A 20,711-nucleotide genomic window follows, 5' to 3' on the forward strand; every position below is an offset into this window, starting at 1 on the left:
ATCCATCCTCGAAAGCGCAAAGAACGCAGCGGCACGGCCGCAGTTCCTGTCCCGGCGCGACCGATCGGGGTCGGAAGTCCACTAGGAACGAGATCGATCGGTCGTTTCGCGGCGGAACAGGATGTAGAGCGCCGGCAACACCAGCAGCGTCAGCAAGGTCGAGGACACGATGCCGCCGATCACCACCGTAGCCAGCGGCCGCTGCACTTCGGCACCGGCACCGGTGGCCAGCGCCATCGGCACGAAGCCGAGCGAGGCCACCAGCGCGGTCATCAGCACCGGCCGCAACCGCGTCAGCGCTCCCTCGCGCACCGCCTCGACGATCCGTCGCCCTTCGGTCCGCAACCGCTCGATGAAGGTGATGATCACGAGGCCGTTGAGCACCGCCACGCCGGACAGCGCGATGAATCCGATGCCAGCGCTGATCGACAGCGGAATGTCGCGCAGCAGCAGCGCGAAGACGCCGCCGGTCAGCGCCAACGGCACGCCGCTGAACACCAGCAGAGCGTCGGCCGCCGAACCCAGGCTGATGAACAACAGCAGGAAAATCAACAGCAGCGCGATCGGGACCACGATGGTCAGGCGCTGCGTCGCCGAGACGAGCTGCTCGAACTGCCCGCCCCAGCCGATCCAGTAGCCAGCCGGCAGCTTGACCCTGTCGGCGATCAGTTGCTGCGCCTCGCCGACGAACGAGCCGAGGTCTCGGCCGCGCACATTGGCCGAGACCACGATGCGGCGCTTGCCGTTTTCCCGGCTGATCTGGTTCGGCCCCGGCGCCACCACGATCTCGGCGAGCTCGGACAGTGGCGCGTAGCGCATCTGCGCCAGCGATGAGACGCCGAACGTCGCCGGTGTCGGCTTGGCCTGCCCCTCGATCGGCGGCAGTGGGATCGGCAGCGCCTTGATCGCTGCGATATCGGTGCGGATCCGATCCGGCAGCCGGACCACGAGATCGAAGCGGCGGTCGCCTTCGAACACCAGCCCGGCCGATTTGCCGCCGACCGCGATCTCCACCAGATTCTGGACGTCGGCGACATTGATGCCGAAGCGCGCCAGCGCCCTGCGGTCGAGCTTGACGGTGAGCACCGGCAGCCCAGCGACCTGCTCGGTCTTGACGTCGGCGGCGCCTTTGACGCTCTGCAACACCGACTGCACCTGACCGGCGAGCTGCATCAGCACATCGAGATCGTCGCCGAAGATCTTGACACCCACGTCGCTGCGGACGCCGGAAATCAGCTCGTTGAAGCGCAATTGAATCGGCTGCGACAATTCGTAGAGGCTGCCAGCCACCTGCTCGGCCGCCAGTTCGATCTGCTGGACTACATCGGCCTTCGGCTTGTTCGGATCGGGCCATTGCGCGCGCGGCTTCAGCATCACGTAGCCGTCGGAGATCGATGGCGGCATCGGATCGGTCGCGACCTCGGCGGTGCCGGTGCGGGCGAACACCTTGCTCACCTCCGGGATCGCCAGGACGCGCTTCTCCAGCGCGATCTGCATGTCGAGCGACTGCGTCAGGCTGGTGCCGGGGATGCGCATCGCCTGGATCGCGACGTCGCCTTCGTCGAGACTCGGGATGAACTCGCCGCCCATCCGCGTCGCGGCGGTGCCGCTCACCACCACCAGCGCCACCGCGACAACCACAACGAAGCCGCGCATCCGGATCGCCAGATCGAGCAGCGGCAGATAGGCGCGGTGCGCCAGGCGCATGAACCAGTTTTCTTTCTCGGACACTTTCCCAGTGACCAGGAGCGCCACCGCGGCGGGCACGAACGTCATCGACAGCAGGCTGGCGCCGAGCAGCGCCATCAGCACGGTGAGCGCCATCGGGGTGAACATCTTGCCTTCGACGCCGGTCAGCGTCAGCACCGGCAGGTACACCACCGCGATGATCAGCGTGCCGAACAGGCTCGGTTTGATCACTTCGCGCGAGCCGGCGATGATGGTGTCGAACCGTTCCTGGCGGCTCAGCAGCCTGCCCCGCCGCTGCTGCTCGTGAGCCAGCAGCCGCAGGCAATTTTCGACGATGATCACCGCGCCGTCGATGATGATTCCGAAGTCGATCGCGCCGAGGCTCATCAGATTGGCGCTGACCTTGTTTTGGAACATCCCGGTGACGGTGAACAGCATCGACAGCGGGATCACCAGCGCGGTGGCGATCGCCGCTTTGAAATTGCCGAGGATCAGGAACAGGATCGCAATCACCAGCAGCGCGCCTTCGACCAGGTTCTTCTCCACCGTGGCGATGGTGGCGTCGATCAGGTGGGTACGGTCGTACACCGCGCGCAGCGACATGCCTTCCGGCAGCGACTTCTCGATTTGCTCCAGCCTCGCGGCGACACGTTGCGCCACGGTGCGGCCGTTCTCGCCGATCAGCAGCATCGCGGTGCCGAGCACGACCTCCTGACCGTTCAGGGTCGCGGCGCCGGTGCGCAGATCGGTCCCCTCCGCCACCTCGGCGACATCCATGATCCGGACCGGCACGCCGCCGCGCGAACCGATCACGATCTGCCGGATCTCCTCGATGTCGCTGACCTGCCCCGGGGTGCGCACCAGATACTGCTCGCCGTTCTTCTCGATATAGCCAGCGCCGACATTGGCGTTGTTGGCGGCGAGCGACGTCATCACGTCGCGGAAGCTGAGTCGGTAGGCCATCAGCCGTGCGGGATCGGGCAGCACGTGGAACTGCTTGGCGAAGCCGCCGATGCTGTTGACTTCGCTGACACCCGGAACGTTGCGCAGTTGCGGCTTGACGATCCAGTCCTGCGCGGTGCGCAGATCGCTCGGCGTGAACGGCTTGCCATCCGCGCGCGTCGCGCCCTGCTTCGCCTCGACCGTGTACATGTAGATTTCGCCGAGGCCGGTCGAGACCGGCCCCATCGCGGTGTCGATTCCGGCCGGCAGCACGTCCTTGGCGCGCTGAATGCGCTCGTTGACGAGTTGCCGGGCGAAGTAGATGTCGGTGCCCTCCTTGAACACCACGGTGACCTGGCTGAGCCCGTAGCGCGACAGCGACCGCGTGTTGACGAGGCGGGGCAGCCCGCCCATCGCGGTCTCGATCGGAAACGTGATCCGCTGCTCGACCTCGAGCGGCGAATAGCCGGGCGCATTGGTGTTGATCTGAACCTGGACGTTGGTGATGTCCGGCACCGCGTCGATCGGCAGCCGGGTGAAATTCCATGCGCCGAACGCCGCCATCATCAGCGCGCCGATCATCACCAGCCAGCGCTGCCGGACGGAGAATGCGAGAATCCGGTCGATCATGCGCGCCCCCCGGCCACCGGCAGTACCAATTCAGTGCTCATGCGATGCCGATCCCTTGCCGAGTTCCGCCTTGACGACGAAGCTGTTACCGGCCGCGTAGCGGTCGCCGTCGTCCAGGCCGGCGACAATCTCGACGTGATCGCCATCCCGGGCGCCGAGCTCGACGTGGCGACTCTCGAATGTGTCGCCGATGCGGATGAACACCACGCTGCGGTTCTCGATCGTCTGGATCGCCGAGGCGCGCACCGCAACCGGCACAGGCTTTGCCGAGAGGATCAGCCGCGCCGAGACGAACAGACCCGTGCGCAGACGCAAGCCGTCGTTGGGCACGACAGCGCGGGCCAGCGCGCTCTGGGTGTCGCTGCTGCCGACCGGCGAGATGTAGGACAGCCGCGCTTCGATCGGCGCGCCGTCGTCGGCGACATCGATCAGGATCTGGTCGCCGATCCTCACCCGCGGCAGATCGCTCCGATACACCGACAGGTCGACCCACACGGTTGAAACGTCGGCGACGATGAACGCCGGCTTCTGCTCGGAGGCGTATTCGCCGAGTGAGATCTGGCGATCGATCACCGTGCCGGAGATCGGCGCGCGCATCTCGTAGACGCTCAGGCTCTGATTGCTTTCGATCCGGGCGAGCAGTTCGCCCTTGTCGACCGTGTCGCCGATCCGCTTCTTGATTTCGCGGACCACGCCGGGAAACCGCGGCGTGACCTGAACCAGCGTCTCCTGATTGGGCTGCAGGATACCGTTCAGGACCAGCGAGTCGTGCAGCGTCTCGGCCTTGGCGGTGCGGATCTCGATGCCCGACGCCGCCACCTTGGCGTCGTTCATCTCCACCACGCCGTCCTCGCCGTGGCCATCGTGATCGTGGCCCTTCTCGCCTTCGCCGTGGGCGTGCCCCTTGGTGACTTTCGACTCCTGGTGCGGCGGATGGCCGAATCCGATCGGCGCGTAGGCGGACACGGCGGCGCCGAGCGCGAACATCGCGGCGGCGCCGCAGATCATCATCAACGGCTTCATCATCGCGCGCCTCCCCGCGCCAGTGCGAACGGATTGCCGACCAGCCCCTCGATGGTGGCGACGGCGACATGGAAATTCTGTTGCGCCTCCTGCTCGCGCAGCCTGGCCTGCGCGACGCTGGACTGTGCATCGAGTAGTTCGAGCAGCGAGTAGCGCCCCTGGCCGTAGCCTTCGGAAATCGCGGCGGCGGCATCTCTGGCTTTCGGGATCGCGGTGTCGCGCAGGATCGCCAGTTCACGCAGCGCGCCTTGCAGCGAGTCGTAGGCGCGGCCGGCGACCACGATCAGGGTGTTACGATTGGCCTGACGCTCGGCCGCGATCTTCGCCAGGTTCTGCTGCGCCGACAGGATGTTGCCCTGGTTCTGATCGAACAGCGGGATCGGCACCGATACCGACAGGCGGACGGCACTGTCACCGGTCTCATTGTAGCGGCGCAGTCCGGCCGACACGGTGACGTCGGGATACGGCTTCAGCCGCGCCAGCAACAGCTCGGCATTGCGCTGCGCGTACACCGCCTTCCAGCGCACCAGTTGCGGATTGGCGTCGATCGCCGCGACCACCGAGCTGAACGCCGGCGGCTTGCCGATCGCCTCCAGCCGTCCGGATACCGCGGCGAATTTCGGCGCGGTGTCGCCCATCAGGATCGCCAGTTCGCGGCGCGCGGTGTGCAGAGCCGATTTGGTCCGCTCGCGGTCCGCCTTCACCAGCGCGGAAGCAACCTCGGCTCGGCCGGTCTCGGCAACCGACGATGCCCCCGCTTCGACGCGGCGCTGCAGCAGCGGCGTGATGGCGTCGATCGCGGCGATCTGCTCGTCGAGAATCTGAACTCGCCGCTGCAGACCGAGCACGGTGACGAAGGCGATCGCGGTTTCGGACAGCACTTCGAGCCGCACCGCCTGACGGCCGATAGAGGCTGCATCGAGCCCGGCCTGACCGGCAGCGATGCGGGCGTCGCGCTTGCCCCACAGCTCGAACATCTGGCTGATCTGCAGCGTCGATTCCGCCGAACGGGTGCCGCGATACGCGCCGGAGCCGAACGAATTGTCCTGCTCGTAGGAGATTTCGGGATTGATCAGCGCGCCCGACTGGATGCGCTGGCCGCGCGCGATGCCGACGTCGCGTTCGGCGGCGGTGAGCCGCGGGCTGGCGTTGAGCGCGCGTTGCAGCGCATTGCCCATGGTCAGCGTTTGCGCGCACGCCTGTCCCGCCAGCACACAACCGGCGATCAAGACAGTCGCGCACGCGAACCGCGTGGCGATCGGAAACAGCATGATGAAGACCTGACGAACGACGGATTCAGGGCGCGCTGCGCCCGGCGGTCATATTCAGATCAGGGCTTTTGGTGGCGGGGGATCGATGACGCGCAGGATGCTGCGGCGTTCGGCATCCTGATGCCGCAGCGGCGCGCTGGTGAGCTCGGATGTGGTCGCCACAACGCTTGGGCTCGGCAGCGACACCGAGAAGCAGCCGTGGCAATGGTGCTCGCCCACGATCGCCTGGTCGGAATGATCGCCGCCGGAGGACGCCAGAGTCACGATCGCCGTGGCGGAACCGGAGGTTACATCGAGGTCGTGCACCCCGTGCACGGCGCCCGCGAACAGATACACCGCCAGCACGAACGCAGCGACGACTCTGCGCGAGATGCGCAGCAGGCGATGCTGAAAGATGCTGGCGGATGGCGTCACGATGGCTCTCACGGGTCGAGACCAGCGGATAACACGCGTTTTGCATCGCTGTCGATCCGCAATAACGTAACACATGGCGTCGGATCGATCTGTCGCAGCCGTGGAACCCGCCGCTGGCGATCAAACCACCGGAGGCGTGGTCGCCCCCGCGCCGAGCGATCGCTGCACCATCACCGTATCGGCCCAGCGGCCGTAGCGATAGGCGACGCCGGGCAGCCGCCCGACGGTGGCGAAGCCGAAACTATGGTGAAGGCCGAGCGAGGCGGTGTTGTCGGCGTCGATATAGCCGATCATCTGGCGGAATCCCGCGGCGGCGCAGGCATCGATCAGCTCGTGCATCAACAATCGGCCGATGCCGCAGCCAAGGTGATCCGGGTGCACATAGATCGAATGCTTGACGGTGTAGCGATAGGCCGGCCGTTTGCGGAACAGCACGACGTAGGCATAGCCGGCCACCGCCTCGCCACGGAGTGCCACCAGATGCGGAAAGCGGCGGTTGCGCAGGTTCTTGCGCCGTTCCTTCAGATCGTCCGGCTGCGGCATGCCGTTGTCGTCGATCCCTTCATCAAGCCCGCGACGGATGTAGTAGCGATAGATGTCGAGCATCGCCTCGACATCGCCGTCGTGCGACGAACGGATCAGGATCGGCAAGGCGCTGTCCACGGCAACTCCGAAAACGGGACGAGCCTATTCGGCCACGACGTAAGTGTGGAGACACACCCGGCCGGCTTCGTCGAACTCGCGATAGACGCCCTGAATCTCGACGTCGAAGCCGGGGAATTCGTTGAAGCTGCGCTCGAACATCTGCAAGTAATCGAGCATCGGCTTGGCCCGCTCGCTCAGCCGCTCGCCGGGCACGATGGTCGCGATCCCCGGCGGATACACCACGAACGGCGTGGTGGCGATCCGGCCCGCAATCCGGCTGATCGGCAGATAGTCGACGTCGTTGCGCACCAGGCAGCGCGCCGCGTCGTGCGGCGACATCGCGATCTCGGGCAGGTGTTCGGCCAGAAACTGCTTGGCTTGCAGGCCGCTGACATCGGCGTCGCGGAAGAATCTATGCATCTGGCCGCACAGATCGCGCAGCCGCACGCCCGCATAGCGCGCCGGCCGGCGCCGGCAGAACTCCGGGATCACCTCTTCGAGCGGGGCATTGTCGTCGTGCAGCTTCTTGAAAGCGACCAAGCCGCTGATCAGCGTGCCGGCCTTGCTCGCCTCGACGCCGGGCGTCAGCAGAAACAGCAGCGAGTTGAGATCGTTCTTCTCCGGAACGATGCGGTTCTCGCGCAGATATTGCGCCACCACCGGCGCCGGAATGCCGTGCCCGGCATAGCGGCCGGTGGCGCGATCAAAGCCGGGCGTCAGCAGCGTCAGCTTGTTCGGATCGGTCATGACGAAGCCTGGCGTCATGTTCGCGAAGCCGTGCCAGCTCGCGTCCGGTGCGATCTGCCAGAACGCCGGATGGGTCGCGAGCTGATCGGTGCTGACCGCCTCCCATGCGACGTCGTGCACCGCGCCTTCGCGCGCAGTGTCGGCGATCGTCACCCGATCGGGCACGAACGGATCGAAGAACCAGCGCCGCTCCGGCCTCGCCTCCTTCTCTTCGAACTCGCGCCGCACCGCGCGGATCTTCTTGCGCAGCTCGATGCCGAGCCGGATCGTATCGTCCCACAGCACCTCGCCGGAGCGGCCCTTCATCATCTGCGCGCCGACATCGAGGGAAGCGAACAGCGGATAGAACGGCGACGTCGAGGCGTGCTGCATGAAGCTCTCGTTGAAGCGCCGATGCTCGACCCGCCGCTTCTGGCCGCGGATGTGGCGATCCTTGATGTGGATCTGCGACGCCTGCGAAAAACTGGCGAGCTGCTTGTGGGTCGACTGTGTCGCGATGATGCCGGGCGCGTCCTCGCCGAGATTAGCGAGCCCCATCGCGAAACGGCCCGCATACAGCGGATGAAACTTCATGAAGCCGGCCCAGGCTTCGTCGAACAGGATGTAGTCGCACAGATGTCCGATGCGGCGCAGGATCATCTCGGCGCTGTGGATGGTGCCGTCATAGGTGCACTGCTCGACCACCGCGACCCGGAACGGACGCGGCCTGCGCCACGCTTCCGGGTCCTTGACCAGCGGATGGCTGCGGATGCGTTCGCGTAGCGCGTCTTCGTCCAGCGCGCCCCATGCCATCGGTCCGATCAGGCCCCATGCATTGCGCACGGTGGGTATGTAGACCGGAATCCCGCCGGCCATCATCAGCGCGCCGTGATGCGCCGCCTTGTGGTTGTTGCGATCGAACAGGACGAGGTCGCCGTCGGTGACGAGCGCACCGAGCGCGACCTTGTTGGAGGTCGAGGTGCCGTTGAGCACGAAGTACGTCTTCTCGGCGCCGAAGATCTGCGCGGCTTCCTTCTGCGCGCGCAGCGCCGGCCCCTCGTGTGTCAGCAGATCGCCGAGGTCGAGTACCGAATTGTCGAGGTCGTCGCGAAACACCGCCTCGCCGAGATGCTCGATGAACACCCGGCCGATCGGGCTGCGGCTGTAGAACATGCCGCCGTTATGGCCGGGACAGGTCCAGAGCTGGTTGCCCTCCTCCGCATAGTCGACCAGCGCGCCGAAGAACGGCGTCTTCAGCGTGTCGGCATATTGCTTCAGCCGGCTGATCAGGTTGCGGGCGATGAAGGTCGGTGTCTCCTCGGACAGGAAGACGTAGCCGTCGATGAAATCCAGCACCTCGACCGGCACTTCCTCGAACCGCTTGCGGCGGATCAGCAGCACGATCGGAAAATCGAGACCGCGTCGGCGCATCAGGTTGATCAGCGCGGCGGTCTTGCCCTCGAGTCCCTTCTTGCCCCAGTCGACCACCATGCAGCCGATGGCAGCGTCAGTCTGCACCGCGATCTCGGCATCTTCGAGCTTGCGCGCCTTGACGATCTCGAAGCCGGACCGCTCGATCTCGGCGACGATCTGGTTGAACCGGATGCCCTCGAGATCATCCGCCTCGAAGGTGGGGGCCGAGAACAGGAAGGTGAAACGCCTGAAATAGTCCATGAGGGTGCCCACGTGAATCGCCGACACTCTCTCGCCGGGTTGTGTGACAGTGTGGTGACGTGAACCTTAGACGCGCAGGATGGCGCGAGGCCGGCCGCAACAGCCAACGGCGAAAGCTTCAGATTGGATCGACCCATTGGACTTCTGGTGCGAGTTCAAGGCCTCGCAATGCGGACGATGGGCCTGCGGACTAATCAGCCGGTCCCATGGCCACCACGACGACCAAGTAAATCGCACGAGCCCCACGGGGGCGAGCATATCCGCGACACGCGTCAAGCCGTATTCGCTGAGCATCGAAAGAGATTGAGAAACCGGCTCGCACTGAAGATTGCGGCGGACACCACCTAAACCGACCCTTTGATTGCTATGTCTCGTCTTAAGGGTGGGCTTGGTGGGCGCACTAGGGCTCGAACCTAGGACCCGCTGATTAAGAGTCAGCTGCTCTACCAACTGAGCTATGCGCCCGCAGCCGTTTCGGCTGGGTCCCTTGCGGGGACGGCGTCGTTTAGCAAAGCCCACCCGGGATGTCCAGCAATGCGGACGACTTTTTTCGGTTCTGTGACGAGAATATTCGGCGGACGAAAATAGCTGCGGTTTCAGCGGGTTTTGAGCGCCCGAAGGCGGCCCGGGTGCGCGCTGCGGCGCCTCCCCGCCTCGCCGATGTCAAGACAGGCCACGGCGAGCGTTTCCGGCGCTCGGCTGGCGCTGCGCCGCAGGCGCATGGCCGGTCGCAGGGACAATGCCGTCACCGACCTGCGAAGAGAGCATCCGGCGCGCGCAGCGGCGCGCCGGATGTCAATCCTGCAGTCCGTCCTAGAGCCGGCTGGGGCCGTCGCCATCGTCCATCGGGCCGCGGCGATCCATCATCGGACCGCGGCCGCCGCGCTCCCAGCGCGGGCCGCGATCGTCGTCGCCGTCCCGGTCGCGATGCATGAAGCCGTGACCATGGTGGTGCCAACCGAAGCCGCCGCCCTCCATGCGGGTGAGCACCCGCAGCCGGCGCTTCTGGCCGTCGTCGAGCGACTTGTACAGCGGGTCGGCGGCGTCGGCGACTTTCTTCATCGCGGCGGCGGTGGCGGCCATCTGCTCGGCGCGGTCGCGCAGCCGCGCCACCGGATCGACGTCGCGCGGATCGCGGTCGTCGTTGCGCGCCTTCATCCGCGCCTCGGCGCGGTCGATCCGCAGCTTGACCATGTCCTTCACCGCGGCCTCGACCGGCGGCCACAGCCTCTCCTGATCCGGCGTGAGCTGAAGCCCGGCCTTCACCGCAGCGATCTTGGCATCGGCGAACGCGCTGCGATCCTGAGCGCTGAATGCGTGCCGGCCGTGCCCGAACCAGCCACGGTGATCGGCGTAGGCGGCAGTCGAGCCGGCGAACACCAGCGCGGCGACGCCGGCGAGCAGAACCTTCTTCATGGCAACCTCCTTCGAAAAGGTGCCGCAAGGATCGTTCGGCGCAGGCCGGGGTGCAACTTAAGGTTTGGACAGAAACGGCCGGATTACCTTTCGGTAACCCGGCCGCTTTCGAGACCATCGCGCGATCGGCGATCGACTAGATCATTTCAGCGCTGGACCGAACAACAAATCCGGCAGGAACGTCGAGATGATCGGGACGTAAGTGATCAGGATCAGGAAGCTGAGCAGCACCATCAGCCACGGCAGCGCGGCCCGCACCACCTGCATCAGAGGCATTCCGGTGATACCGGACGCCACGAACAGGTTGAGTCCCACAGGCGGCGTCACCAGCCCGATCTCCATGTTCACGACATAAACGATGCCGAGATGGATCGGGTCGATCCCGAGCTGCATCGCCGTGGGGAACAGGATCGGGGCGGTGATCAGCACGATCGCCGTCGGGTCCATGAAGTTGCCGGCGACCAGCAGGATGATGTTGACGATCAGCAGGAAGTGCCAGGGCTGAAGCTGCGCATCAATAATCAGCCGGGCGATGTCCTGCGGAATCTGCGCCGTGGTCAGCACGTGGCCGAACAGGAAGGCGTTGCAGATGATGAACATCAGCATCACCGACACCCGCCCGGAGTCGAGCAGCACCTGCGGCACGTCGACGATCCTGAGATCGCGGTAGATGAAGACGGCGGCGATGAAGGCATAGACCGCCGCCACCGCGGCAGCTTCGGTCGGCGTGAACACGCCGCCGTAGATGCCGCCCATCACGATGAAGATCAGCATCAGGCCCCAAAGCGCCTCGCGGAACAGCGTCAGCCGCTCGCGCCACGGCACCTTCGGCTGTCGCGGCAGCTTCTTGATCCGCGCGGCGACATAGATCGCCACCATCAGGGCGAGACCGAGCAGCAGGCCGGGAATCACGCCCGCGACGAACAGCCGGCCGACCGACGACTCGGTCGCCGCGGCGAACACCACCATCACGATCGAAGGCGGAATCAGGATGCCGAGCGTGCCGGCATTGACGATCACGCCGGTGGCGAAAGCCTGAGAGTAGCCCACCCGCACCATGCCGGCGATCACGATCGAGCCGATCGCCACCACGGTTGCCGGCGACGAGCCGGACACCGCCGCGAACAGCATACAGGCGAGCACCGAGGCGATCGCCAGACCGCCGGGCAGATGCCCGACCGCCGCGATCGCGAAATTGATCATTCGCTTGGCGACGCCGCCGGTGGTGAGGAAGTTGCCGGCAAGGATGAAGAACGGGATCGCCAGCAGGGTGAACTGTTCGGTGGTCTGGAAGAATTTCAGCGACAGCGACGCCAGACTGTCGTTCTGGAACAGCAGGATCGTGAGAATCGAGGACAGGCCGAGCGAGATCGCGATCGGCATGCCGATGAGGAGAAAGCTGAACAGCGAGGCGAACAGAAAGATGGTGTTCATCGCTGCACCGTCGTGGCGTCGAGTTCGGGATGATGTTGCACGTGGTGAACCGCTTCGCGCGCCTCGTCGGCGAGTTCGTAGCCGCCGGAGCGGCCGGTGACGATGCGCCAGCCCATTTCGATCAGCCGGACCGCCAGCAAGATGAATCCTATCGGCAGGCACAGCGACAGGATCCAGCGCGCGACCGGAATGTCCTCGGCCTCGACGTCGATGATGAACAGCCGGTACACGTATTCGTAGGAGCCGTAGATCATCAGCCCGGCGTAAAGCAGGGCCAACGCCACCACCAGCAGTCCGACCAACCGGCGCGGCGTGGGAGGCAACTGGTTGACCAGGGCGTCGACGCCGATATGGGCGCGAACCCGCACGCAATAGGCGATGCCGATCATCACCAGCCAGGCGAACATGTAGAAGCTCGCCTCCATCGCCCAGATGAAACCGGAATTGAAACCGTAGCGCAGCACGACCTGCACGAAGGTCAACAAAGTCATCGCGCCGAGGATGAAGGCGATAAGCCCCTCCTCGACGCGGTGGAAGATCTTCCGCAGCGTCACCGCGCGCCCCCTATGTCAGCCGAGACGAGGTCGGCCGCGGATCACCGCGGCCGACCGTTCGACTAGTTGGTTTTCGTTTGGTTGGATGCGACCGCCGCGTCGATCAGATCCTTGCCGATGGCGCCTTCGAACTTGGCCCAGACCGGCTTCATCGCGTTGACCCACTGCTTGCGCTGCTCGGGAGTCAACTGATGCACCTTGCTCACGCCGGAGGCCTCGATCTTCTGCTTGGCTTCCTCGTTGAGCTTGTTGGCGACGTCGTTGTTGACCTTGGTGGCCTCGTCCATCGCCTTCTTCAACTGGCCCTGCATCTCCTTGGACAGGCCGTTCCACCACTTGGCATTGACGACGACCATGTAGTCGATCACGCCGTGGTTGGACTCGCTGATGTCCTTCTGCACTTCGTGGAACTTCTGCGAGTAGATGTTCGACCAGGTGTTCTCCTGGCCGTCGACGGTGCCGACCTGCAGCGCCTGATACACTTCCGAGAACGCGAGCTTCTGCGGCACGGCGCCGAGCTGCTGGAACTGCGCGGCGAGAATGTCGGACGCCTGAATGCGGAACTTGAGGCCCTTGGCGTCTTCCGGCACCAGCAGCGGCTTGTTCGCCGAGATCTGCTTCATGCCGTTGTGCCAGTAAGCGAGGCCGAGGAAGTTCTTGGCCTCCATCGACTTCAACAGCTCCTGGCCGGCCGGCCCCGCCTGGAAGCGATCAACCGCTGCGATGTCGTCGAACAGGAACGGCAGATCGAACAACTGGATCTTCTTGGTGAACTTGTCGAACTTCGACAGCGACGGCGCGATGAACTGCACGTCGCCGAGCGCGACCGCTTCCATCTCCTTGGCGTCGCCGAACAACTGCGAGTTCGGGTAGACTTCGACCTTGACCTTGCCGTCGGTGTACTTCTCGGCCAGCTCCTTGAACTTCTCCGCGGCCAAGCCCTTCGGAGTGTTGGGAGCTACTACATGGCTGAATTTGATGACGATCGGCGACTGCGCTGCGGCCGGTCCCACCAGCCCGAACACGGCGATCGACGCGAGTGCTAGAATGGATTTTCGCATGTTTTCTCCCGATTCCTTGTGAGGAACGCACCCGCGTTCCCGCCCATTCGATTACCAGCCGCACCAATACAGAGAAGCACTACGAAAGGCTATTGCCCCTTCGCAGGGGTGCCGTCAACAACTGCTGCAACGCGAAAGAAAGGGCGGTGCACAACGGCACCGCCCTGTTTGTCACATTCGAAAAGTTGTGGGTCGCGCGTCCGGTTGTGCGACCATTTCACACAATCAGCCGGCCACGGCCACCGCCGGCGTCTCCTCGCGCGAGCTGCGCTGACGCTTCGCGACGATCTTATTGAGCGCCCCCAGATACGCCTTCGCCGACGCCACCAGGGTATCCGGATCGGCGGCGCGTGCGGTCATCGAGCGGCCCTCGTGGCTCAGCCGCACCGAGACTTCCGCCTGCGCGTCGGTGCCCTCGGTGACGGCATGGACCTGATACAGTTCCAGCTTGGCGTCGTGCGGTACCAACGCCTTGATGCAGTTGAACACCGCGTCCACCGGGCCGTTGCCTTCGGCTTCCTCGATCCGGATCGCACCGTCGACGTCGAGCTTCATGGTGGCGCGCTGCGGGCCGTGGGTGCCGGCGATGACGGTCAGCGACTTCAGCTTGATCTGGTCCTGGCCGAGCGTCATCTCTTCGTCGACCAAGGCCTCGATGTCCTCGTCGTAGACGTCCTTCTTGCGGTCGGCCAAAGCCTTGAACCGCACGAACACGTCCTCGATCTGGTTCCGCGACAATTTGTAGCCGAGCTCTTCCAACTTGTGGATCAGGCCGGCGCGGCCGGAGTGCTTGCCCATCACCAGCGAAGTACCCTTCACCCCCACCGTCTCGGGGGTCATGATCTCGTAGGTCTGGGCGTTCTTGATCATGCCGTCCTGGTGGATGCCGCTCTCGTGCGCGAACGCATTCCGGCCGACGATCGCCTTGTTGTACTGCACCGGGAACGAGGTCGCCGCCGACACCGTCTTGGAGGCGTGGGTCAGCACCGTGGTCTCGATCCGGTTCCAGTACGGCAACTTGTCCTGCCGCACCCGCATCGCCATCACCACTTCTTCCAGGGCGGCGTTGCCGGCGCGTTCGCCGATGCCGTTGATGGTGCATTCGATCTGGCGCGCACCGCCCTCGACGCCGGCCAGCGAATTGGCGACCGCCAGGCCCAAATCGTTGTGGCAGTGCACCGAGAACCGTGCCTTGTCGGAGTTCGGCACGGTCTCGCGCACCTTGCGGAACAGCTCGCGATACTCCTCGGGGACGGCGTAGCCGACGGTGTCCGGCAGGTTGATGGTGGTGGCGCCGGCCTTGATCGCCGCCTCGATGCAGCGGCACAGGAAATCGAACTCGGTGCGGGTGGCGTCCTCGGCGGACCACTCGACGTCGTCGGTGTGATTGCGGGCGCGGGTCACCGACGAGATCACCATCTCGTAGACCTGGGCGGCTTCCATTTGCAGCTTGTACTTCATGTGCACCGGCGAGGTGGACAGGAAGGTGTGGATACGGCCACGCTCGGCCGGCTTGATCGCCTCGGCGCAGCGGTCGATGTCCTTGTGGGCCGCGCGCGACAACCCGCAGATCACCGAGTTCTTCGAGCGCTTGGCGATCTCGTGCACCGCTTCGAAGTCACCATCGGAGGCAAACGGGTAGCCGGCCTCGATCACGTCGACGCCCATGTCGTCGAGCATCCGGGCGACGTTCAGCTTTTCCTCGAACGTCATGGTGGCGCCGGGGCACTGCTCGCCGTCGCGCAAGGTGGTGTCGAATATGATGACGCGGTCCTGTTCGGACTGGGTGGTGGTGGTCATGAAGAATGTCCTTTGGTCGGGGCGCCGCGCGGGCGCATGAGGGGCTGACTGTCGTGCGATCCCCTGAGTGCCCAGGCAAAACTGCCCAGACGGCGCTCAGGGGCGGCTAAGAAGCAGCAGCCCGCCAAGCGCGAGGGTTTCGAGCGCGAGGGTCGAGATCGGCGCGGTCGGAATCGCGGACGCGGCGGAAACCGCCGTTCCTTCCATCCCGATACTGGCGCGACCCATCGTCATTCCCGACACCTTCATGGCCCGATCGTCGTCGACTTCTGTTGAGAGAAGGTTGACGCAAGTGTCCGACGGACCGAACGATTAATCTTGTAAACGACCTCGCCACCGTTTCGCAACGCCAAATCATGGTCAAAACCCGCGATAAAGCGTCAGAAACACTGACCTAAACCATGGTCGGGTTGGCGATGCGCCGCCGTGGGTTTCTTCACCCGCCGAAACCGCTTATGGCTGTGCACCAGCCGCACGACCCCGACCGGAGCACCGACGTTGAACTCGATCGACCTTTCCACGCTCGCCGCCGCCAGCCCCACCATCCGCCACGACTGGACCCGTGAGGAAGCCGCGGCGATCTATCACGCGCCATTCGCCGATCTGATGTTCCGGGCGCAGACCATCCACCGCCAGACCTTCGATCCGAACCAGGTGCAGTGCAATCAGCTCCTCAACGTCAAGACCGGTGGCTGCGCCGAGGATTGCGGCTATTGCAGCCAGTCCGCCCATCACGACACCGCCCTGCCCGCCTCCAAGCTGATGGAGCCGGCCAAGGTGATCGAAGCCGCCAAGGCTGCCCGCGACGCCGGCGCGACGCGCTATTGCATGGGCGCGGCATGGCGCTCACCGAAGGAGCGCGACATGGCTCCGGTGATCGAGATGGTAAAGGGCGTCAAGGCGCTCGGCATGGAAGCCTGCATGACACTCGGCATGCTGACCGACGATCAGGCCAAGCAGCTCGCCGACGCCGGGCTCGACTACTACAACCACAACATCGACACCTCGGAAGAGTTTTACGCCTCGGTGGTGAAGACCCGCAGCTTCGGCGACCGCCTCGACACGCTGGAGAAGGTGCAGGACGCCGGCATCAAGGTGTGCTGCGGCGGCATCCTCGGCCTCGGCGAGAAGCCGACCGATCGCGTCGAGATGCTGCGCACGCTGGCCAACCTGCCGCAGCATCCGGAGAGCGTTCCGATCAACATGCTGATCCCGATCGAAGGCACCCCGATCGCCAAGACCGCGACGCCGGTCGACCCGTTCGAGTTCGTTCGCACCATCGCGCTGGCGCGGATCATGATGCCGAAGTCCGACGTCCGCCTTGCCGCCGGTCGCACCGCGATGAGCGACGAGATGCAGGCGCTGTGCTTCCTCGCCGGCGCCAACTCGATCTTCATCGGCGACACCCTGCTGACGACGCCGAACCCGGGAGACAGCAAGGACCGCATGCTGTTCAACCGCCTCGGCATCACCCCGCGCGACGACCTCGGCGTTCACGCCCACGGCTGAGAGGCTGGCGAACACGACATGGTGCTGAGCGGCGTGCACGGCCTCATGGTTCGAGACGGCGCTTCGCACCCGGCGGGTTCGAGGCAGTGGCGCAACTGATCGTCGACGAAAATTTCTCGCTGATGGTTGGATGAGCAGCGGGTAGCACCGGCGGCACGGAGCGTGGCGACGTCTTTGTTGTTCAGAGGCTTTTCAAGTCCTTGATAAGCGCGAACAGATGCAGCGGATCGGTCGGAGACGGCTGGAAGTCGAACCGCTCATAGAACGATCGTGCGGCGTCGTTCTTGGCGTGAACCGCGAGCGCGCGGACGCCGGCAATGTCGGCGACTTGCAGCGTGCGCAGAACGGCGTCGCGCAACAGCCCCGCGCCTATTCTCCTGCCCTGCCACTGCCGGCTTACTCCGAGCCGGGCCAGAAGCATGACCGGAACAGGATGCCGGGCCAGCCCCTTGGTTAGCCGCTCCGGCGCGCCCTCATAGCGCACCTCTCCGACAACGAGCGTGTAAAAGCCTGCGATGATATCGTCATCCGCAAGGCCGACATAAGTCTGCGAGGCGTTCGCCATCTGGTTCGGAAGTGCGAAGCGAACCAGAAAACGATTCAGTCCGTCCTCGCCGCAATCAAATGTCTCGACGGCGTGACGGCGGTGCAATTTTTCGATGCGAAAGACTGTCACGCCTGCTTGCCGTGCGCAAACACCCCCGGCTCTTCCAACAGTGTACGCAGCCGCGGCAGATCGCGCGGTGGGGCATCCAGCGCGGCGACGAAGGCTTCCCACTGCTCCGGGGGAAGCTGGAAAACGCGACGGTCGGCAAGAGTTTCCTCGGCGCGGCGAAGGGCGCTCTCGAGCACAAACTCACTCAGGGAGCGGCGCTGCGCTTGCGCGGCCGCCGTCAGGGTGTGCTTGGCCTCCGCCGTCAGCCGGAGGTCGAGCTTTTCAGTGCGGTTGATGCGTGGGGCCATGATGCGGTCTCCTGAACGCACCCTGCCTGTGCGCCAGACATTGTCAAGACATTTCGTGCGACGCGATATATCCCGAGTTGAGGACCCGCCCTGGATCGCGGCGCGTTGTCGTCGTTGGCGACCTCGGCGATGCGTCCAGCAACGTCAGGATATGACCGGTCGATCGTGACGACTAATCCTCCCCGCGCAGCAGCATCGTCAGGTAGGTGGTGACGAAGCGCGGCATGGTGGGTAGGAAATCGTCCTTCGATCGCACCAGGTGCACGCGGCTGAACTCCGGCTCTTCGTCCCGCGCCAGATGCGCCTCGATCCGTTCTTTCAGCGCCTCGCCCGGCAAGTACACGTCGAGGATCCGCAGCATCGCCACCAGCGCGCCGGCCTCGACGCAGTGCCAGTGATCCGCCGCGCGATAATCGGACCGCACCAGTCCGGTTTCCTCCTTGACCTCGCGCGTCACGCTGGCGGCGATGTCGAGGCGGTGGTTGCGAACGTCGGACAGATCGGGCGTGCCGCCGGCGAAATACACCTTGCCGGCATTGGCGGTGTGCGCGCCCATCTCGCCCAGCACGATCGCGCCGTCAGCGGCCCGGATCACCCCCATGCCGAAGCCGTTGAACACCGACGGGTCGGGAAAGTCCCAGTCCCGCCAGGACAGGAAGCTGGCGTAGTCGACCTCGAAATACTCGGCACTGAAGCAGTCCCGGTCGAACCGCGGCCGGCGGCCGAGTAGCACACGGCCGTTCCACAATTTCGGCTGCGCGACCTGGCGCTGCGCAAAATGCGCGTCGATCTCGGCGCGGCGCTTGTCCGCGAACGGCCAGGCAAAGCTACTGACCCACAGATCGAGATTGTTCACCCGGTGGATCGTGACGGGCCCCGGATCACTCACGCACGCACCTTCACTTCGAACCACCCGCACCCTTCGCCGCCTGTTCGACGAAGGCGTTGGTGTAGGTCTTGGTGACGTCGATATTGGCCTTCGCCACGTCGGGCGAGCCGGTGCTGAACACCGTCAGCACGGCGTCCGCGCCCTTCGGATCCATCAGGCCGGTGGTCGAATACATCGGGATCGTGTTCTTCAGCGCGGCAACGTATTGCGCCTTGTCCTTGCCGACGATGTTCGGCGGCATCCTGTCGGCGATCTCCTCGGCGGAGTGACTGTGGATCCATTGCAGTGTGGCGAGGATCGCATTGGTGAGGCTCTGCGCCTCCTTGGGATGCGCCTTGATCCAGGCCACGGTCGAATACAGCGCGCCGCCCGGATAGTCGCCGCCGAACACCTCGCGGGTGTCATGTTCGGTGCGGGTATCGCTGAGGATGCGCAGGTCGGCATGCGCCGCCTGCAAAATCGTGACGGCCGGATCGAGCATCACCGCGGCGTCGATCTGGCCCTGCTGCATTGCCGCCACCGCGGTGGCGCCGAGCCCGACGCCGATCACCGCGACGTTGTTCGGATCGACGCCGTGTTTCTTCAAAAGATACTTCAGAAAGAAGTCGGTCGACGATCCCGGCGCGCTGACGCCGACTTTCTTGCCGGCGAGATCCTTGATCGACTTGATCTCCGCGGTGTGGGCCGGAGATACGGCCAGCACCAGACCGGGATAGCGGTCGTAGACCACGAAGCTCTGCATCTCCTGCTTCTTGGCGGCGAGGTTGACGGTGTGGTCGAAATAGCCGGAGACGACGTCGGCGCTGCCGCCGAGCACGGCTTTCAGCGCATCCGAGCCGCCCTTGAGGTCGACCAATTCGACGGCGAGCCCGGCCTTGTCGTATTCGCCGAGCTGCTTGGCCAGCACGGTCGGCAGATAGCACAGGCAGGCGCCGCCGCCGATCGCGATCGTCACCTTGCTCTGCGCCTGCGCGGCGCCGGCGGTGAGCAGGAGCGCGGCAAGCGCCGCAGCGAGGTGTCGAAAGCCGGCCTTCATGGCGTTGGTTCTCCCCAGACGAAGCGGCCAGGACAATAAGCCAAAGCCGCGCCTCCCTCTAGTCCGCCTGCTGCGCCCCGCTCGGCTGCGGCCGCCACACCAGCAGGCGCCGCTCGACCAGGCTGACCGCGAGGTCGATCAGGATCACGAACACAGACAGTACGAACATCCCGGCGAATACGCCGGCGACGTCGAAGGTCCCTTCCGCCTGCTGGATCAGATAGCCGAGCCCGGCGGCCGCGCCGAGATACTCACCGACAACTGCACCGACCACCGCAAAACCGATCGCAGTATGCAGCGACGAGAACATCCACGACAGCGCCGACGGCCAGAACACATGCCGCATCATCTGCCGCTCGCTCATCCCGAGCATCCGGGCGTTGTCGACCAGCGTCGAACTGGTCTCCTTGACGCCCTGATAGACGTTGAAGAACACCACGAAGAACACCAGCGTCACGCCGAGCGCAACCTTGGACCAGATCCCGAGCCCCAGCCACAGCGTGAAGATCGGCGCCAGCACCACGCGCGGCAGTGCGTTGACCATCTTCACATAGGGATCGAACACCGCCGCCACCCGCGGCTGCCGGGCGAACCAGAACCCGACCAGCACGCCGGCGAGCGAGCCGATCACGAAGGCGAGCAGCGACTCCTGCAGCGTGATCCACAGATGCTTCCAGATCATCCCGGAAGCGAACCAGGCGATCACCTGCTTGGCCACATCCACCGGCGTCGAGAAGAAGAACGGCGGCAGCAGCAGCCTGCCGGCGATCGGCACAGTGGTGAGCACCTGCCACACCGTCAGCGCGACGACCGCGACGAGAAATTGCAGCGTCAGGAGCTTTACGCGAGACATGCGGCACCCCCTCCAAGTGACCAGGTAGCACCGAAGCGAGGCACCCTCTTCTCCCCTCCCCCTTGCGGGGAGGGGTCGGGGGTGGGGGTCCACAGCGGGAGCCTATCCTTGGAGCTTCGCAGAACCGAGGCGCCGTCCGCGCGGCGCCCCCACCCCAACCCTCCCCCGCAAGCGGGAGAGGG

18 protein-coding genes and 1 tRNA gene are annotated in these 20,711 nt (G+C 65.0%); 1 reads left to right on the top strand and 18 read right to left on the bottom strand.

What is annotated here, in order from left to right:
* Positions 1–81 precede the first annotated feature (81 nt).
* From DU475_RS08405 to DU475_RS08465, 13 genes are all read right to left on the bottom strand, one after another.
* Positions 82–3,261, bottom strand: coding sequence for an efflux RND transporter permease subunit (locus DU475_RS08405; RefSeq protein ID WP_164631688.1), 3,180 nt, complete (start codon positions 3,259–3,261; stop codon positions 82–84).
* A 30-nt stretch (positions 3,262–3,291) separates the two neighbouring features.
* Positions 3,292–4,287 (bottom strand): divalent metal ion exporter adaptor subunit IhpB, encoded by a 996-nt coding sequence (gene ihpB / locus DU475_RS08410; RefSeq protein WP_164631690.1) that lies wholly within the window; start codon positions 4,285–4,287, stop codon positions 3,292–3,294.
* Entirely contained in the window at positions 4,284–5,555 is a 1,272-nt protein-coding gene (gene ihpA / locus DU475_RS08415; protein ID WP_142882419.1) for a divalent metal ion exporter subunit IhpA, read from the bottom strand. The genes ihpB and ihpA overlap by 4 nt, the downstream gene beginning before the upstream one ends.
* Positions 5,556–5,609: 54 nt before the next feature.
* Positions 5,610–5,969 (bottom strand): hypothetical protein, encoded by a 360-nt coding sequence (locus DU475_RS08420; protein WP_164631692.1) that lies wholly within the window; start codon positions 5,967–5,969, stop codon positions 5,610–5,612.
* A 120-nt stretch (positions 5,970–6,089) separates the two neighbouring features.
* Complete coding sequence (locus DU475_RS08425) at positions 6,090–6,575, bottom strand: GNAT family N-acetyltransferase (RefSeq protein WP_246700278.1); 486 nt, start codon at positions 6,573–6,575, stop codon at positions 6,090–6,092.
* Between the two features lie 81 nt (positions 6,576–6,656).
* Positions 6,657–9,014: an Orn/Lys/Arg family decarboxylase gene (locus DU475_RS08430; protein ID WP_164631708.1), complete on the bottom strand. Its 2,358-nt coding sequence runs from the start codon at positions 9,012–9,014 to the stop codon at positions 6,657–6,659.
* 389 nt (positions 9,015–9,403) lie between these two features.
* Positions 9,404–9,479 (bottom strand) — tRNA-Lys (locus DU475_RS08435).
* Positions 9,480–9,827: 348 nt separating this feature from the next.
* Positions 9,828–10,430: a Spy/CpxP family protein refolding chaperone gene (locus tag DU475_RS08440; protein ID WP_047310019.1), complete on the bottom strand. Its 603-nt coding sequence runs from the start codon at positions 10,428–10,430 to the stop codon at positions 9,828–9,830.
* 141 nt (positions 10,431–10,571) lie between these two features.
* A complete protein-coding gene (locus DU475_RS08445; RefSeq protein ID WP_047310018.1) occupies positions 10,572–11,864 on the bottom strand; it encodes a TRAP transporter large permease in 1,293 nt (430 codons plus the stop codon).
* Complete coding sequence (locus tag DU475_RS08450) at positions 11,861–12,418, bottom strand: TRAP transporter small permease (protein WP_047310017.1); 558 nt, start codon at positions 12,416–12,418, stop codon at positions 11,861–11,863. The genes DU475_RS08445 and DU475_RS08450 overlap by 4 nt, the downstream gene beginning before the upstream one ends.
* A gap of 62 nt (positions 12,419–12,480) precedes the next feature.
* The gene (locus DU475_RS08455) at positions 12,481–13,479 is read right to left on the bottom strand and encodes a TRAP transporter substrate-binding protein (RefSeq protein WP_013503148.1); all 999 of its coding nucleotides are present in this window, start codon (positions 13,477–13,479) and stop codon (positions 12,481–12,483) included.
* Between the two features lie 225 nt (positions 13,480–13,704).
* Positions 13,705–15,279 carry a 2-isopropylmalate synthase gene (locus DU475_RS08460; protein WP_164631696.1) on the bottom strand — a complete coding sequence of 525 codons (1,575 nt, stop codon included), beginning with the start codon at positions 15,277–15,279 and terminating at the stop codon, positions 13,705–13,707.
* A gap of 96 nt (positions 15,280–15,375) precedes the next feature.
* The gene (locus DU475_RS08465; protein ID WP_164631698.1) at positions 15,376–15,528 is read right to left on the bottom strand and encodes a hypothetical protein; all 153 of its coding nucleotides are present in this window, start codon (positions 15,526–15,528) and stop codon (positions 15,376–15,378) included.
* 249 nt (positions 15,529–15,777) lie between these two features.
* Here DU475_RS08465 and bioB point away from each other — a divergent pair, with 249 nt between their 5' ends.
* Positions 15,778–16,788 (top strand): biotin synthase BioB, encoded by a 1,011-nt coding sequence (bioB, locus tag DU475_RS08470; protein WP_013503150.1) that lies wholly within the window; start codon positions 15,778–15,780, stop codon positions 16,786–16,788.
* 181 nt (positions 16,789–16,969) lie between these two features.
* On the opposite strand, the gene DU475_RS08475 is transcribed toward bioB, so the two are convergent.
* From DU475_RS08475 to DU475_RS08495, 5 genes are all read right to left on the bottom strand, one after another.
* The gene (locus DU475_RS08475; protein WP_164631700.1) at positions 16,970–17,464 is read right to left on the bottom strand and encodes a GNAT family N-acetyltransferase; all 495 of its coding nucleotides are present in this window, start codon (positions 17,462–17,464) and stop codon (positions 16,970–16,972) included.
* Complete coding sequence (locus DU475_RS08480; protein ID WP_164631702.1) at positions 17,461–17,751, bottom strand: type II toxin-antitoxin system TacA family antitoxin; 291 nt, start codon at positions 17,749–17,751, stop codon at positions 17,461–17,463. Before DU475_RS08480 ends, DU475_RS08475 begins: the two co-directional genes overlap by 4 nt.
* A 172-nt stretch (positions 17,752–17,923) precedes the next feature.
* Positions 17,924–18,640 (bottom strand): hypothetical protein, encoded by a 717-nt coding sequence (locus tag DU475_RS08485; RefSeq protein ID WP_047310015.1) that lies wholly within the window; start codon positions 18,638–18,640, stop codon positions 17,924–17,926.
* A 10-nt stretch (positions 18,641–18,650) separates the two neighbouring features.
* Positions 18,651–19,676 carry an ABC transporter substrate-binding protein gene (locus DU475_RS08490; protein WP_164631704.1) on the bottom strand — a complete coding sequence of 342 codons (1,026 nt, stop codon included), beginning with the start codon at positions 19,674–19,676 and terminating at the stop codon, positions 18,651–18,653.
* A 58-nt stretch (positions 19,677–19,734) separates the two neighbouring features.
* Positions 19,735–20,529, bottom strand: a complete 795-nt coding sequence (locus tag DU475_RS08495; RefSeq protein ID WP_164631706.1) for an ABC transporter permease — start codon at positions 20,527–20,529, stop codon at positions 19,735–19,737.
* Between the last annotated feature and the right edge of the window lie 182 nt (positions 20,530–20,711).

This window comes from Rhodopseudomonas sp. WA056 (assembly GCF_010906995.1).
In the GTDB taxonomy this organism is placed as follows: Bacteria; Pseudomonadota; Alphaproteobacteria; order Rhizobiales; family Xanthobacteraceae; genus Rhodopseudomonas; species Rhodopseudomonas palustris_G.